Below are 17,830 nucleotides of genomic sequence, written 5' to 3' on the forward strand. Positions count from 1 at the left end.
TATCCCCCTATATTAATATACAACAGATGTTTAATATATTATTTTACAGGTCTTATTTTTGGACCTTTTTTCTTTGCTTTTTTTCGTATTTTTCTTCTAATTATAAATATTATTATAAGTAATATTAAACCTATACCAATATATAATTTTTTATCAATATTTTTTTCTACAAATGCTAAATTAAAGCTGTTTGAGCTAGATTCAAATGTTATATAACTACCATCTGTTTTTGATTTGGTTTTTTTCCATTTGTTACCATCTTTTTTATATAAGATAATTTTCTTCTTGGTTTCTGGTTTCTTGATTCTATAAGTGTATGGTTCATTAGATGCTTTACTTAATTGTACACACCATTCTTCAATTGTTTTATGATTATCAATCATTTTAGTAGGTGATTTCACTTGTTCTATTTTTAGGGTTTCATCAGGGTCAAATGATCCTTCTACCAACAACTTTGGATGAGGATTATCACTATCTGATGATAATACTTGTATCATTGGTGTATATATTGCTTCCAGCTTTTTTGAAAAGGTCAAGTTGTTATAATCAAATGACGGCCAGCTGCTATAATATCCTTCTTTTTCAGGGATTACAGGCAGTTTATTACTATCAAGGGAGTCTCCATATTCAAACGGTATTTCTTTGACTATTTCATCATCAACTACAAAGGTTAATTTGAATGATTTAAATGATTCTGGCAGTTCTTCATTTAGAACAAATTCATCATAAGATTGAGGAATGGCTTTTCCTCCATAACTTATACTGTCTACACCTTCAACATTACCTTCAACAAAATAATTGTTTAACATTTTACCACTTATGTCTCCTGCAATAGCACCAGTAAATTCATTAGACTTATTAACCTTCACTAACGAAAGACAATTATAAATGTCAGTGGCATATCCAGCTATTCCACCCACATAATCTTTGCCGCTAAGCTCACTTAGAGAATAACATTTTCTGATTACGCTATTAGATGAGCCGACTATACCTCCTGTGTAATTACCATCTAGACTTTCTATAAAACCATAATTTTCACTTTTAATAAGTAAGCCTAAATCCATTCTACCTATTATACCGCCAGCGTAATTCTTCTTTGCTTCAATATTACCTTTGTTCATAGATGACATGAGCAAAGCTTTTGTCTGGTATTTGAAATTGAAAGATGTATTACCTTTATTGATTATATCATCTTCTGGGTCAAAGTCATATTCAATTGCCATTGAACCTGCGATACCGCCTATATTTACATCACCAAGGACATCACCTTCATTATAACAATCTCTTACTACACCTTTTTCCTTGGCCGATTCTTCTTCAGGTGACTGGTCTGAAATATCTTCAAACAGATCTTTGTTATCAAAAGATAAGGAGCTCAATCCATCCCTTATGATATCAACAATAATCTCAAACTGTTTGTTGACAGCTCTTAAATTATTATGTAAAGAATCAGATGAACCTTTTACTTCCTCATTGAGTAAAGATAATTCTTCAGATATACTATCTATTTCACCAAATAAGGAATCACTTGTTTCAGTTACATAATCTTTTAACTTAGGTATCTGTAATTTCTCATAATCATTAATCTCTTCAATTATTGATTTTATGTCTGTCATAGCATTGGTACATTCTTCAGAGCAATTAGTGAAATATTCCATACCCTTTGAAATGTTTTTCATAGCCTCAGTGCTAGCTTCTGTTGCAAGATCCAAGTCTTCTAAGACATAATCCATGTCTATCAATGCATCATTCATGTTAGTAGATAGACGTTTCATATCTTCAATAGCAAAATCTATATGTGCAAATGCTTGTCTAATAAGAGCTTGGTCATCAGTAAATTCTTTATAGAATACATCAAGAGCATGTGTTATCTTGGTATTAGCACTGGTAAGGCTATCTTTCATGGTCTTAAGATTCTCTTGTATATCTTCACTTATTTTATCCCAGTCCGTACTTAGTGGATTATCCACTTTTTTTAATGCATCTGCTATTTTTTCTAAGGCTTCAATACCTGCCTGTGCTGCATCATCAAGGTCTTCCAAACCACTTTTCAGTTCTTTGATAGCTTTTTCCATCTCATCTGAATTCTCAGCAGCTTTTTGAATGATTTTAGTTGCCGCAGAAATATTATTCAAAGCTGCAGTAGCATTGTTATGTGCCAAATGTAGGTCATCAAAAGCATCAGATACATCTTTTAAACTATTATTGATATCTTTTGATGATTTAGCTAGTTGGTCAAAGCCTTTTCTGAACTCATCAAAACCTTTAGTCAATTCCTCAGATGCATTTACAAATGAACCAAGTACAGGTTCTAATTGATCCATAGTATGTCTTATTCTATCTATACCAGTATTAGCTACGGCGGTTGAATCATCAATATAATTAGTTGTATAATTAGCTAGGTCATGCATTTTATTAGAAGCAGAGGAAGTAAGGTTATTAAGGTTATCCAGTCTGCTGGAAATAGTTTTTGAAGATTTATCGCTGTCATTAATTAATTGATTGACCTGTTTATTAAGAGTACCTAACTCATTATCAATCTGTTCTAGAGTATCTTCTGAGAATAATAAGCGGATAGAGGGTTCTGCTTGACCGATGACACCACCTATATCTTTACGTCCTTTTACTATTCCATAGTTTCTACAATTAGATACATAACCAGTTTGCCTTCCAATTATGCCTCCTATATTATAACCTACATGATGGTAACCTATAGCACCGCGATTTTCACTGGATTCTACGATACCTTGATTATATCCTACAATACCACCAGTATCAGTTAGAGCATCAATATTTTCAGTTGAATTCAATTGTTCAATATTTATGTCTTTTATATTATAAGATGCCATATCTTTGTTTTGAACTATACCGTCATTTGTTGTATTTACATTACTGTTATTGACACATTCTAATATGTAACCTACATTTTGACCTACGATTCCACCTATGTAATGTTCTCCTATTATTAGGCCATTAGATGTACAATTTGCAATTTTACCTGATTTATCATTGTATCCGGCTATGCCTCCAATGCTTGTTGAACCTTTGACAGTTCCATGAAAAGAACAATTAATGATTTGTCCTCTATTTGTACCAACAATCCCACCTATTTCTTTCTTGGTACCGCTAGGTCTTACATTGCCTTTTACAGTAAGATTTTTGATTATACCATTCTCCTGTAGATATCTGAACAATCCTTGGTCGGAGCCGGATTCATGAGTATTTAAACCATTTATTGTATGGTTGTTTCCGTCAAAGATACCAGAGAAGCTTGGTATTGGTTCAAAAGTTATAGAGGATAGGTTGATATCCCCTGTCAATGTAACAATAATGTTCTCTGAGAAGGTATCCAAACGACAGTTCTCTGATAGTTTTTGCAGATCCTCAGCTGTATAGATATATATGACATTAGAAGTTGTTTCTGCTGTAGAATCATAAGTAAGTGTGAATAACATAAATATTGATAATACAACAGATAGATATATTTTTAATCTTTTCAATCTACAACCTCCTCTCTCATTTCCAGTTCTTTATTATCAGTTGTTACGCTTCCCATTTCAACGATACCTTTTACTTCGCCTTTAATGGTACCTTTTATTTCTGCATCTACATATCCTGAGATATATCCTTGTAATCGACCATTCATTTTCAGATTTCCTCTATGTAACGTTATTATTCCTCTTCTTTTTAATACAAAAGCAGTTTTTTCTATTATTTTATCACCAAACAACAGTGTTTGAGGTAGTACACCCATAACTAGGATGAGAGATATTATGGTACCTCTTCCCAAGCAGGTTCCGATAGAGGATATTGCATAGTCAGATGTTATTTTACCAATCAATATACCTGCTGATGCTAATATGGTACCTGATGTAATGATGGTTGGAAAAGCCTGATTCAGCGATTGTATCATTGCCTTATTTATTGGCATGAATTTCTTTAATTCCATATAGCGGCTTGTTATTACTATGGCATAATCTATGGTAGCCCCCATCTGTATTGATGTAACAACAAGATAACTCATGAAGAATATATTGGTATCTTGGATTACTGGAAAAGAGAAGTTGATCCATATACTACCTTGAATTGTTAAAACTAATAACACTGGAACACCTGCTGATTTAAAGGTAAATAGTAAGATAATCATTACAAATAGCCCTGATAGAATACTGATGATTAAATTATCTTTTGCAAAAAATGCTCCCAGATCATTATCACTGGTAGTAGCACCTGCGAAATGTACTTCATCATAATATTTATTAGCTATAGAATGAAATTTATCTAACCAGCCAAAAGCTTCTTCACCTTCTTCAGGCATATTCAAATTCAGTAATATCCTTGAATATTTATCACTTTCCAATTGAGCTTTACCTTCACATAATTTCTCATACAAATCATTCATCTTATTTTCTAGTTCTTCATCTAGATTATAATATCCAGCTTCTTTTTGATTGTATAGGAATATAAATATATCAATCAATGGTACGCCGTATTCATCCAGACCGTTGACCAATTTACTGTATGTACCTTGTTCAATTGCATAAGCTTGATATAGTAATTTTGATATTTCTATATCTATGTCTATTAATTCGGCAAATTGTCTTGGATTCAGTTTGTCAGTGACAAAATATCTGTCATCTACTTTGGTGTTTGCAAGTCCAATAGCAGAATCTGTTACTTTCAGTTTTTCATAATCCTTTAACAGCTTGCCTTCTAATTCATAATTTCCTGATGGTACCATAATCGCTAACAGATTATTGCTTCCAAAGGTTTCTTCTATCTTTTTCTTAGCAATTTGAGTCTCATTTTGTTTTACTGTAGTTAAAGTACTATAACCATATACATAATGAGTTTGATTTGATAAATAAAGTGCACCTACAACAACAACAACAAATAATGGAGGAATGATATATCTTGACTTTACTACGAATTTTCCCCAATTAGTTATTGATGGTACAAAGTTCTTATGTACAGTTTTATCCATTGAGTTACTAAATACCATCAATAATCCTGGCATCAATGTAAAAACAATCAATAAGCTGAATAATAAAGCCTTTATTAAAACAAGACCCATATCAAAACCTAGTTTGAACTGCATGAACATCAAAGCCATCAAACCAGATATTGTTGTCAAACTACTTGATGAAATTTCAGGGATTGCTTTACTAAGAGCTTTAATTGCCGCTTCTCTTGCTGGTAGATGTTCTCTTTCTTCTGTGAACCTATGGCATAATATTATGGCATAATCAATAGCCAATGCTAATTGCAGTACTACCGCAATGGAGTTGGATATAAATGAAATCTCCCCATACAAGAAATGGGTACCCATATTAAGTATGGCAGCAACACCAAATGTAAGTACTAAAACGGGTATTTCCATATAAGTTTTTGAAGTAAACAGTAAAACACCTAAGATAATGAATATAGCTACAACTAAAACCAATTTTATTTCAGATTCTAGTGAAGCAACTGAATCTTCGGTGATGGTACTGGATACGTAGTAATCGTAGTTATCTAAATAAGCAAGAACTTCTTTCATGGCATTTTGTGTTATTTCATCTTTATCTTCACCTTTGAAGGATATTGAAAAAAGTGCTGATGCCAATTTGTAATGATCTATACTTTCATCAAACTCAATACGAGAAACGCCTTCTATTTTTTCTAGATCCTCTTTTATTGATAGAGCTCTGTCATATGTAATATTTGATACCATAACTTTTGCTGTTCCATATGTTAGGAACTCTTCTTCCATAATGGTAAGCCCTTGCCTTGTCTGAGTTGTCTCAGGTAAATATGTAGTGATATCATTATTAACAGATACCCATGACTTAGAAAAGACGCAAAATATAACTAGTATTGTATATACTAGAAAAAAGGCGTTTCTTTTATCAATAATTTGAGTTGATAATTTTTCCATAAATGATACCTTGTTTTCTTTTTCCGCCATAAGCTACCCTCCTTCATGTAATTGAATGTATAAAAGAAAGTATAAAACAATTACCAACAATATACAATAGTCATTTTTACAAGATATATATATTATATTGTTTAGTTTTTTATGTATATAGCATAGTATAACCGACATAAGAATCAAAGAAAAGGGTACTCACGATGAGCTTATAAATAGGAATAATGTATATGCTCATATGTGGAAAGACTATCAAACATCTAGAACCTGCCAATATTATAATTATATACGTTCATACGAATGTTAAAATGCTAATGATAAATGCTGGAATAAGTTGATAATGATAATCATAATTATTGTTGATAATATACTAATATATTGATATAATTAGTATATTATAAGATTCTGAGATGATTGGCAGGGGTAATTATGACAGTACATATAGAATCAAGACAGGAATATATTAATTTTTATAAGAGCATTTCGGCTGTTAAAAAAAATGGAGATGAACTTATTCTAAGTATACTTCCACATTACGGAGCAGGAAAAATCAATATTATAAATATATCAAATTATCTTAGCATTATGATACTAGATATAAAATTGAAAGAAGATGTAGATATTATATATAGATTACCTAATCAACATTTTGAAATATCTTGCTGTCTAGGTGGTATAGCGCAAATATCAAGTAAGAATCATAAGACAATTAATATTGAGAAAGATAGTGTCATATTGTTGAATTCCAGTGATGACAATGAAATCAGTGGTAACATGAAGTTGTTTAAGAATAAGAAGTTTGTCAATATGGCTTTTTCTTTTGATAGAGAGACATATAGTGAATACCATAAGGTAATAAGTAAGGAATTATGGGGAGAAGTACTGACTTCTGATGAAGTCAAAAAAAAACATACTATCTTAGCAGAGAGGTTACCTCATATTAAAATTCTGTTTTTAAGTATATATAATATAGATATTGAGAATAGTAGCCTTAAGAAACTGTACATAGAAAGTAAGATATTAGAGATAATAACCCAAGTAGCATATGCTAGTTGTGATGAGCAGAATAAAATTAAGTTGAATGCTTATGAAAAAGAGCGAATTCAGAGAATACCTGATATAATGATGAAAAATCCATCCAATCCGCCTATGATTGATTCACTTGCTAAGACAACTAACATAAATGTCAATAGGTTAAAAAAAGGATTTAAATATCTATATGGTGACACAATATATAGTTATTTCAAAAAATTAAAATTACACAGGGCAGCTATATTAATTCAAACAACTGATAAAAGTATGTTGGATATAGCTCAAGATGTAGGATATTCAAGTCAAAGCCAGTTTGGAGCATCATTTAAAAAATATTATGGAGTAACACCTCTTGAATTTTCCAAACAAAAATATTTGTTATGACGTATCTTTTTGGGATAAAATTGAAACGGATTCGGAGATACAAAAAAAACTTCCTTTAGTATAATGTTAGGAGTGGCTAACAAATTAAATGCTAAAGGAGTTTTTTATGTCAAAATATATAATAAAAGGTACGAAAGTATTATTAGAGCTGTTAGATAAAAAAAGTAAAAACAATATGATTAAGTCTATATTAGCTGATTTATTGTCAGTTGCATGTAGTATTATGCCTATGTTCGGTTTGTATAATATCATAAATATCATCCTTCGTAAAAGTGATACAAAAGGGATGTTCATATGGGCTGGTGTCATTTTTATTTCTATTATACTAAAGATAATATTTCATGGTAAAGCTATCAGAATATCTCATATAGTCGCTTACGATACACTATATAACTTAAGGAAAGAACTGATTTACAAATTTTCTAGATTGAATCAAGGATATATGGATAGTAATTCTTCAGGAAAACTGAAAAATATCATTTTTGATGATATAGAATCATTAGAACAATTCTATGGACATCATATTCCAGAGATATTATCCAGTTTTTTAATTCCATTAGTCATGGAAATCATTTTATTGATCTTGGACGTGAGAATTGCTCTAGTCATGCTTATACCAGTAATAATATTTTTGATATGTTTACATAGAACCAATGTGTTGCAATCCAAAAACTTTGAGCAAATGTTTATTACTCAACAGAATCTCAATGCATCAATGGTTGAATATATAAATGCTATGAAAGAGATTAAAATATTTGGAGGCAATGAAAAAGTTTTTTGGAGATTTCAACAATCAGTTGACAGTTATAAAGAATTTATGGTGAAGTGGTTTAAAGATAGCAGATACTTAATGACTACTAGCGATATCATTTTATCTTCTGGTATAGTATTTGTATTTCCAGTTGCGGGGTATCTATATATTAATGGAAGTATTGATATTAGTAAGTTCTTATTATATCTGTTTGTTTCGCTATGTTTTTATTCGCCACTAGCCAAAATACCACAATTTACTGATGTGTTAAGTATAAATGCTCATATAGCAGAGCGTTTACAGATGTTATTAAACATGCAGGAACTCAAGAATCATGATTGCCAAAAAACGTGTGTATATGATGGGGATATTATTTTTGATAATGTTTCTTTTGGATATGATGAGAATAAGGTTATTGAGAATCTTTCTTTTACAATAAAGAAAAATCAAGTTGTAGGTTTAGTGGGACCTTCAGGTGGAGGAAAGAGTACAATAACAAAATTAATATCAAGATTCTGGGATGTTAATGAAGGGAAAATCTCTATAGATGGTGTTGATATAAAAGAAATATCTACAGAGAATCTAGCGAAATCTATAGCTTATGTAACTCAAAATGTAAGCACATTCCATATGTCTGTTAGAGATAACATAAAGATGGGAAAACCTGATGCTACAGAAGAAGAAATCATATGGGCTGCAAAAAATGCTATGTGCCATGATTTTATAATAAAACTACCAAAAGGATATGAAACTCTTTTAGGTGAAGATGGAATCAATTTATCAGGAGGACAAAAACAAAGAATAGCAATTGCAAGAGCACTGTTAAAGAATGCTCCTATTCTGTTATTGGATGAAGCTACTGCTTATATGGACCCGGATAATGAAGAACAATTGCAAAAAGTATTGACTAGATTAATGAAAAATAAAACGGTGATAATGATTGCACATAGACTTTCTACAGTCATCGATGCAGATAAAATATTAGTTCTAGACAAAGGAATAATCAAGGAAGAAGGAAACCATAATGATTTAATAGAAGTAGGTAAGATATATAAAAAAATGTGGGATTCTTTTAAATATGGTAGTTCGTGGACTCTAAGAAATAAGGAGGCTGAATAATGTTTAAGTTAATAAAAAGAATATTAGCTCTAAGTGGTGAAAAAAGGAAAAAGCTCTATATAGCCAATTTCTTTCAATTAATACAAGCAACTTGTGAAGGAATAGTCTATATAATCATTTATTTGGCTATAACTCATTTGGTTTCTGGCACATTCGATAAAACAATATTATTACAGTATTTTCTAAGTTTGTTAATAGTTATATCTCTAAGATATATATTTTTTTATCAAGTAAATAGACTGCAAGCTTCAGCAGGATACGAAATAATGAGGGATATCAGAATTGATGAAACCAAGAAATTGAATAATCTGCCACTAGGTGTTTTTCAAAGTAGAGGTATAGGGAAGTTAACATCAACTTTTACAACAGATATGACATTTATTGAAATGCACTGTATGTATGCAATATCAAGATATGTAGCAGGTATGAGCATTATTATTATGACTACAATAATTATGTTAATAGTTGATTGGAGATTAACTTTATTAGCTGTTTCTGGTTTTGTACCAGGATTTTTAGTATACAGGAATTCTAAGAAAAAGCTATTGATTAATGGACAGATACGTCATGAATCACAACAAAAATGTATATCAGCATTAATTGAATATCTAAATGGTTTAGAAACTATACGTTCATATCATATGACAGATAGAATATTCAGTAATATATTTGATAAATTGAATAAGTATAAAGATGCATCAAGCCGTTATGAAATTCAAGCTATCAAACCAATGGCATTGTATCAAATATTAATTAGAATAGGAATGGGTATGATTTTTATTGGAGGGTTGGCATTATATGTAAATAACATTGTCAGTTTAGAAGTTTTTATATTCTTTGCTGTAATCAGTACCTTATACTATCAGCCAATTGAATCAATTTTTCATGATTACGGTACTCTGAATATTATGGGGGTCGCTCTTGATCATCTAGACGAACTTAAAAAGGAAAAGCCTCTAGACAATCATGGCAGTAAAAACATTAGAAAATCTAATATAGAAGGAAATAGGATTAATTTCTGTTATCCTAAAAGTGAAAAAAATGCTATAGAGGGAATCAATTTTAGAATGGAACCTAAAACATTGAATGCTATAGTAGGACATTCGGGTAGTGGTAAAACTACTATGTTATATTTGATTTCCAGATTTTTTGATATTGATAGTGGAGAAATAATGATTGATAAGCATAATGTGAAAGATATAGAGTATGGTAATCTTCTTAAGAATATTAGCGTTGTATTCCAAGATTCATATTTATTGGAAGATACTATATTCAATAATATAAAAATGGGAAGTGAAGATGCCACCCGTGACGAAGTTATAGAAGCTGCTAAAGCTGCATGTTGTCATGATTTTATAATTGAATTGGAAAAGGGTTATGACACTGTAGTAGGAGAAGGGGGTAATACCCTTTCAGGAGGGGAGAAGCAAAGAATAACTATAGCCAGAGCTATCTTAAAAGATGTCCCAATAGTTTTACTGGATGAAGCGATGGCCAGTATAGATCCAGAAAACTCATGGCAGATTAAAAAAGCGATAGATGCATTGACTAGAGATAAGACAGTAATTCTTATAGCACATACACTGGGATATATAAAATATGCAGACCAGATTATTGTTATGGAGAATGGAAGGATTGAAGAACATGGCAAACACGATTATCTCATAGAACGTAATGGGATATATAAGAAAATGTGGGATATACAGCAGACTACAAAAGAATGGAAGGCTATTAATTAATGAGTAGGACAGCAATATTAAAAAAACTGTTTATTTCTATACTAACATTGATATTAGTTACTTTCATGTCCTTTTTGCTAGTTCAGATATCACCTATAGACCCTGTAGAAAGTTATATTAGATTACATGGTTCCAATCCAACGGCTGAAGCTGTCAGGGTAATCAGTAAATCACTTGGATTGGATAAACCATTGATAATACAGTATCTATTATGGATAAAAAATGCACTAACATTAAATTTTGGTAGTTCATTAGTAACAGGTAATCTGGTTGCTCATGAATTTTCAAATGCTATACCAAAAACTCTAACAATGGTGTCAGAAAGTATATTGATTCAGATTATAAGTATATTTTTAATTGGAACTCTAATGCAGCTAATCAATAATAAAATAATAAAAAGACTAATAGAGATTATTAATATTGCATGTTTATCAATACCTTTATTTTTAATTGGAACAATAGCCATTGATATATTTGCTATGAAATTAGATATAATAAATGTATTGAATTCAGGTAGGCTATGGCCTGCGTTATGTTTGGCTGTACCCTATACTGCTCTGTATAGTAATATGTTAAGTACGAATCTGGATAATCAGATGAAATCAGAATGGGCTGTTTATGCAAGATGTAGAGGTATATCAGATAAGAGAATCTTATTTTGCCATGCAATGGGACATTCCATAATTGAATTACTACCAAGTTTTGCACAGAATGTTGGAATACTCTTCGCTTGTTCTGGAATCATTGAAGCTGTTTTTTCATATAGAGGTGTTGGTAATCTAATAATAGAAGCAGTTATCCATAGGGACATACCTATGATTCATGCCAGTGTACTATTTCTAGCAATTATAATATTGTTAGCTAATTTTATTTCAGATATTTGTAAAATAATTATTGGACGTAGAGGAAGACATTATGAATAATAAGGCAAAAACAAAGATTATATTAGTTATTATTGTGTTTGTATTACTTGCAATGAGTAATAATTTTACTCCTCATAATCCTGTAAAACAAAATTTATCTATACGTTTGCAACCATCTTCCAAGGAATATCCTTTTGGTACAGATACACTAGGTAGATGCGTTTTATCAAGGGTTTTGGCTGGAGGGAAATTAACGATTGGTATTGTAATTCTGTCTAGTACAATGGTTCTTATTTTAGGAACTGTGTTTGGACTTATAAATGGACTATATAGCGGAAAGTTGGAAATAGTTTTTGAAAGTATAATAAACATGTTTACAGCACTGCCACCTATAATATACATCTTAGTTTTTGTTGGTATATGGGGTGGAGGAGCATTTACTATGATATTATCGCTAACTCTATCTAATTGGGCAAGAGTAGCTAAATTAGTAAAAGCAAAGGTTGATATTGAGAAAAATAAAGCTTATGTATTTTGTGCTATAACTAGTGGTGCTTCAAGGAACAGATTGATATTTGTACATATCCTGCCTAATTGTATAAGAGAGATATTAGTATTCATGAGCCTAATATGTGCAGATATGATTATCTTAATCGCTAGTTTTTCTTTTATAGGGATAGGATTAGGGTCTGATACGGTAAATTGGGGACAAATGATTGCTGAGGGACGCAGTAAAGTAAGAATCAGACCAGACATAATATTATATCCTGCTATAACAATATTTTTATCAACATTTTTATTTAACTATATTGGAAAAGAGACAGATTAGGGGAATTAGGATGTTAAGTATTAGAGAGCTATCAGTAATTACCAATAAGGACGAAGCATTAATCAAGGATGTCAGCTTTGATTTGCATAGGAAAGAATTGATATTTCTGACAGGCAAGAGCGGATGTGGAAAATCAACTATCTTAAAAGCAATAATGGGAAGCTTAGATGATAATTTGAAGGTTTATTCAACCAAATTTCAAGTTGATGATATAGATGTTAATAAATTGAACAATAGAAGAAAAAGGCGTTTATATGGAAAAAACATAGGATTAATTCCTCAAAACCCAATGAATGTCTTTGATCCAAGAAAAAGTATCAGAAGTCAGATATTAGAAAGTTATAAGGTAAGTCTGGATATCAATAAAAAACAATCTTTAATTTTAGCAAAAGACATGTTATCAAGTGTTAATTTAAAAGAAGTAAACATAATATTAGATTCATTGCCTCATGAGCTGTCAGGTGGAATGTTACAAAGAGTAATAATTGCCATTTTAATTGGAATAAAGCCTGATTATATATTAGCAGATGAACCTGTCTCTGCATTAGATGAAGATAATAAAAATGAAATCATCAAATTGTTATTATCTTTAAAAACACAGTCAGGGCTATTGATAACAACACATAATACTAAATTTCTAAGTTGTAATAATGACAAAACATTGATAATGAAAAACGGAAAAATAATTAAAGAAGAGAAAAGAAATAACTTAAAACCAGTATATAGTGATATTAATTCAATTGATGATAATTATTGTAATGAGGGAGATTTCAAATGGACTGTCTACAAGTGAAAAATGTAATAAAGAGATATTTGCAATTAGATGGTAAAGAAAAGGAAGTCTTAAGAGGAATTGATTTTACTGTAAAAAATCAAGAGACAGTTAGTCTTCTAGGAGAAAGTGGTTGTGGTAAAAGTACCCTTGCAAGAATTATATTAGGAATTGAAAAATTAGACAAAGGTAGTATTGTCATTAATGATACCTCAATAGAAACCTTTAGCTATAATAGGTATAGAAAAATCAGGAATAGTATTCAAGGTGTATTTCAAGATTCTACTGGTTCACTGAATCCTAAGCTAACTGTATTAAAGAATATGGAAGAGGGATTAAAGAACATAAGAAAGATAAATAGATATGATAGGAAAAAACAAATATCAGAGTTAATGGAACAATTAGATCTGCCATTAGATATATTAAAAACACCAGTTAAAGGGCTAAGTGGTGGTGAGCAGAGAAGAGTATCTCTAATAAGAGCTTTATTAGTAAGACCAGATATTTTAATACTAGATGAGATAACCAGTGGATTGGATGTTGAGTCCAAGGAAAAGGTTATATCATTATTGAGTACATATAAGAAACAGTATAATTGCGCCTTTCTGTTGATAACTCATGATAAATCCTTAGCTTATAAGATATCAGATAGGATTTTATATATAGAAGAAGGAATTATTACAAAACAAGGTGAAAGGAAAAGATGAAGAATGAGAAAAAATATAATAATGCTAGTGGTAATGCTGATTATGGGGAGCATGTTAACAGGATGTGGGAAAGATGATAAGAAGGAAAAAGTTATTAGTGAATTAGGTCAAGATAAAAATGCAGAAGTCAGTAAAGCAGAAGATGACAAGGAGAAAGTATTGAATATGGGTTTTGGTGGTAATCTAGAAAATTATACTCCAGTTACAGCATATGGATTGAACTTTACTCCTGTTAATCTAGTTTTCGAAACTTTGGTAAAATATGATAATGGAAAAATTATTCCTTATCTTGCAAAATCATGGAAATGGAATGAAGAAAATAATGAAATAATTTTTTATCTAAGAGATGATGTAGTATTCCATGATGGAGAGAAGTTTAATGCTGAGGCTGTTAAATTAAACTTTGAATGGCAGAAACAAAATATGTTGTTTACATATCTAAAAGGATTACATCTAATAAAAGAAATAGAAGTTGTTGACGACTATGAAGTAAAGTTAAAATATGATGCCCCTTATTATGCAGTTTTGCAAGATTTGTCATCAGCTAATCCAGTGGGAATAGTATCTCCGAAAACTCTTGACATGAATAATTTTGAAGTCATTAATGGATCAGTTGGAACTGGACCTTATAAATATAGTGTTTACGATAATAATATTGGTACCACATTAATGGTAAATGATGATTATTGGGGGGGATCTCCTAAATATGATAAAGTAGTCATTAAATATATACCGGACTCTAATTCTAGAATAATGGCATTAGAATCTGGAGAGATTGACATGATATTTGGGGCTGATTGGATTAGTTATGACGATTATACACAAGAGGTACAGGTTGATAATATAGATGGAAAGATTGCCAAGCAGACAACTAAAACTAGAAATATTCTTCTTAATGCAGGTTCAGATATTTTATCTGATTTAAAAGTTAGAGAAGCAATAGTATATGCTGTTGATAAAGAAGATATTGTCAATAATCTTATGTATGGATATGAAGAGATTGCCCCTAGTATTCTAGATGATGACTTACCTCATTGTGATATTAAATATGATGTTAATAGAAAGTATGATGTAGAGAAAGCAAAAAAATTATTAGAAGAAGCAGGATGGAAAATCTCAAATGATGGTATTAGAGAAAAAGATGGTAAAAGACTCTCTATCAAATTTATATACCAAATGGAGCGTAGTCTTAATAGTGAAATAGCTGAAATTATCAAAGCACAATTAAATAGAATTGGTATCGAAGTAGAAACAGAAGGACTAGAATTAATGACATGGTTCCAAAAAGGTGGGATGGGAGAATTTGATATGTCAATTGTAAGTACTTATGCTACCCCTAATGATCCACAGAATTTCATCAGTCCAATGATAACACCTCAGACACCTGGAGACTGTTTATCTATAAGCTCATTGAGGGATTATGATAAATTTAAAAAATTAGTTGAAACATCATTAATAACAGCAGATGGTGAAGAAATTGATAAATTGTATGTAGATATACTCAACTATTTGAATAATAATGCTATATATTTACCTATATCATATCAAAAGGAAATGGTATTATACAGAAAAGATAAGATTAAGGATTTTAAATTCGGAGGGTGTCCTATTAATCTAGACCCAACTTTGATTAAACAATAATCATAATATAATAAATTTAATATTTTATACTATACATTATTGATATATAATAAGAATATATTATAATCTAATAACAAATTAGGATACTTAAGAGAGTGTATAATTAATTGAACCAAATACTTTTGAAGGGATGATAATGTATGTATAAAATTAAAAAATGTTCTAGGGTATCAGATTCAATTGTATTCAAAGCTTTTACAGATGGATTTGCAGACTATATGATACATGTTGAGATGGACGAAAAATATTTTATTAATAGATTCTTCGGACCAGAAGGAAATGATAGAGAACTTTCATTTATAGCATTCAAAGAAGATATACCAGTAGGTATAATTCTGGGAGGAATTAAAGAAGGGGAAAATGTCAAGACGTTAAGATGTGGTGGTATGTCACTTATTCCTTCTGAAAGAGGTAATGGACTGGCTAAGACTTTAATGGAACATCATGAGAAGAAAGCTAAAGAAATTGAATGTAGGCAGTTATTTCTTGAAGTAATAAAAGGTAATGACAGAGCTATAAACTTTTATAAAAAGATGGGCTATGAAAAGGTATATAATTTAACTTATAGAAAATGGGAAATTAAAGATAAGAGCAACATAGGTATAAGCCCTTATGACAATAAAGTGGAAGATATGACTTTCGAGTGTATTAGATCTTTAAGAGAAATTGAATATTCACATTTACCATGGCAAAGTGATTTTCCTTATTTCAAAAATATAGAGTGTAACTATTATGGTATTAAGGAAAAGGGAAACATTGTTGCAGGAATTGTAGCAACCAATAAACGTTTAATTTACTTATGGGTACATCCAATGTATCGTATGAAAGGATATGGAAAGTCATTATTGAACAAAGTTATTACAGAATTAGAACCAGAAGAGCTTAATGTCTCATATACTAACAATTCACAGGTACATACTTTTTGTAATCATTTGAATATGAAGATGGAATCAATAAGTCAATTAGAGATGTATAAGTGGTTAGCTTAATAATAAATATAGCTATTTTGTCAGCCTTAGAACTCCACAATGAGTTCTAGGGCTTGTATTTTATAGTATGAATTTTTTCTGGAATTATTATAAATTGAGTTTTTGTCCATATTAACTACATCGTTATTGTTTAACTATTAAATTATGCTAAAATAATATATAATATAAGTAAGATATGTTAGACAGCATATAATATACCAACAGATGAGGTGACCATTATGTTCGAAAAACTCGTAAGGAAGCATTCAGTACAGATGGTAATATTTTTTATATGGTTTATTAGTGTACTCATATCTGGGTTATTGACTTTATTTATAATGAGAATTACGTTAGATGAAAATTATATGATTGCTTTAATAATAGCTTGTTCAGCTGCAACTGTTGCTTCACTATCAACTTCCATTCCCACAACTCTAGTGTACAAAAAGATAATAAAGATGAAAGATGAAATAATTAAATTATCTAAAATAGACGGATTGACTAAGTTGTTGAATAGAACCTCATTCATGGAATTATATGAGCAATTAGTTAAGGTATCCATTGAAAAGCAAGATAGCTTAGCAGTAATTATATTCGACTTAGACCATTTTAAACGTATTAACGATTCTTATGGTCATGCTGGTGGAGATAAAGTCCTTGAGAGAGTAGGTACAATAATTAAACAGTTATTACCAAAGCAAGAACTGATTGGTAGGTTTGGGGGAGAAGAATTCATAGTTGTTTTGCATGAAGTAACAAAAGATGAAGCGGGAGTTATTGGTGAGAGAATTAGACGAGAATTAAATAGCAGTATAATATATAACGAAAAAGAAATTAATTTCACTGTTAGCGTGGGAATCGTACATACAAGTCATTGTAATCTGGATACTGATAGTCTAATAAAAATTGCTGATGATAATTTATATATTGCCAAAAGAAATGGAAGAAATAATACTAGTATTGAATATGTGTAAAATCATGAAGAAATATACATATATTAATATAATAGGATATAATTAGTATATTAATAATTTGTTCAAAGTACCATTCTGATATTAACTTTATAGAATGGTACTTTTTCTATTTTTATATGATAACTTTGAACCTTGTTAATAGG

At 30.5% G+C, this 17,830-nt stretch carries 12 protein-coding genes; 10 read left to right on the forward strand and 2 right to left on the reverse strand.

The window, feature by feature from the left end; translation table 11 throughout:
• Positions 1-38: 38 nt before the first annotated feature.
• Both HYG85_RS13235 and HYG85_RS13240 read right to left on the reverse strand, forming a co-directional pair.
• Positions 39-3,500, reverse strand: coding sequence for a coiled-coil domain-containing protein (locus tag HYG85_RS13235; protein WP_212690057.1), 3,462 nt, complete (start codon positions 3,498-3,500; stop codon positions 39-41).
• Entirely contained in the window at positions 3,497-5,947 is a 2,451-nt protein-coding gene (locus tag HYG85_RS13240) for an efflux RND transporter permease subunit (protein ID WP_212690058.1), read from the reverse strand. The genes HYG85_RS13235 and HYG85_RS13240 overlap by 4 nt, the downstream gene beginning before the upstream one ends.
• 390 nt (positions 5,948-6,337) lie before the next feature.
• Between HYG85_RS13240 and HYG85_RS13245 the strand changes: the two genes are divergently transcribed.
• The 10 genes from HYG85_RS13245 to HYG85_RS13290 all read left to right on the forward strand — a co-directional run bounded on the left by HYG85_RS13245 (position 6,338) and on the right by HYG85_RS13290 (position 17,687).
• Positions 6,338-7,324: an AraC family transcriptional regulator gene (locus tag HYG85_RS13245; RefSeq protein WP_212690059.1), complete on the forward strand. Its 987-nt coding sequence runs from the start codon at positions 6,338-6,340 to the stop codon at positions 7,322-7,324.
• Positions 7,325-7,430: 106 nt separating this feature from the next.
• On the forward strand, positions 7,431-9,194 hold the full coding sequence (locus HYG85_RS13250) for an ABC transporter ATP-binding protein (protein WP_212690060.1): 1,764 nt from the start codon (positions 7,431-7,433) through the stop codon (positions 9,192-9,194).
• On the forward strand, positions 9,194-10,933 hold the full coding sequence (locus HYG85_RS13255) for an ABC transporter ATP-binding protein (RefSeq protein ID WP_212690061.1): 1,740 nt from the start codon (positions 9,194-9,196) through the stop codon (positions 10,931-10,933). The genes HYG85_RS13250 and HYG85_RS13255 overlap by 1 nt, the downstream gene beginning before the upstream one ends.
• Positions 10,933-11,856, forward strand: coding sequence for an ABC transporter permease (locus HYG85_RS13260; protein ID WP_212690062.1), 924 nt, complete (start codon positions 10,933-10,935; stop codon positions 11,854-11,856). The genes HYG85_RS13255 and HYG85_RS13260 overlap by 1 nt, the downstream gene beginning before the upstream one ends.
• The gene (locus HYG85_RS13265; protein WP_212690063.1) at positions 11,849-12,625 is read left to right on the forward strand and encodes an ABC transporter permease; all 777 of its coding nucleotides are present in this window, start codon (positions 11,849-11,851) and stop codon (positions 12,623-12,625) included. The genes HYG85_RS13260 and HYG85_RS13265 overlap by 8 nt, the downstream gene beginning before the upstream one ends.
• A 10-nt stretch (positions 12,626-12,635) precedes the next feature.
• The gene (locus HYG85_RS13270) at positions 12,636-13,418 is read left to right on the forward strand and encodes an ATP-binding cassette domain-containing protein (protein WP_212690064.1); all 783 of its coding nucleotides are present in this window, start codon (positions 12,636-12,638) and stop codon (positions 13,416-13,418) included.
• Positions 13,400-14,104: an ATP-binding cassette domain-containing protein gene (locus HYG85_RS13275; protein WP_212690065.1), complete on the forward strand. Its 705-nt coding sequence runs from the start codon at positions 13,400-13,402 to the stop codon at positions 14,102-14,104. The genes HYG85_RS13270 and HYG85_RS13275 overlap by 19 nt, the downstream gene beginning before the upstream one ends.
• A gap of 3 nt (positions 14,105-14,107) precedes the next feature.
• Positions 14,108-15,745: an ABC transporter substrate-binding protein gene (locus HYG85_RS13280; RefSeq protein ID WP_212690066.1), complete on the forward strand. Its 1,638-nt coding sequence runs from the start codon at positions 14,108-14,110 to the stop codon at positions 15,743-15,745.
• A gap of 140 nt (positions 15,746-15,885) precedes the next feature.
• Positions 15,886-16,734, forward strand: coding sequence for a GNAT family N-acetyltransferase (locus HYG85_RS13285; RefSeq protein ID WP_212690067.1), 849 nt, complete (start codon positions 15,886-15,888; stop codon positions 16,732-16,734).
• A 218-nt stretch (positions 16,735-16,952) separates the two neighbouring features.
• On the forward strand, positions 16,953-17,687 hold the full coding sequence (locus HYG85_RS13290; protein ID WP_212690068.1) for a GGDEF domain-containing protein: 735 nt from the start codon (positions 16,953-16,955) through the stop codon (positions 17,685-17,687).
• The last annotated feature ends 143 nt before the right edge of the window (positions 17,688-17,830 follow it).

The sequence above is a fragment of the Vallitalea guaymasensis genome (assembly GCF_018141425.1).
GTDB classification, from domain to species: domain Bacteria; phylum Bacillota; class Clostridia; order Lachnospirales; family Vallitaleaceae; genus Vallitalea; species Vallitalea guaymasensis.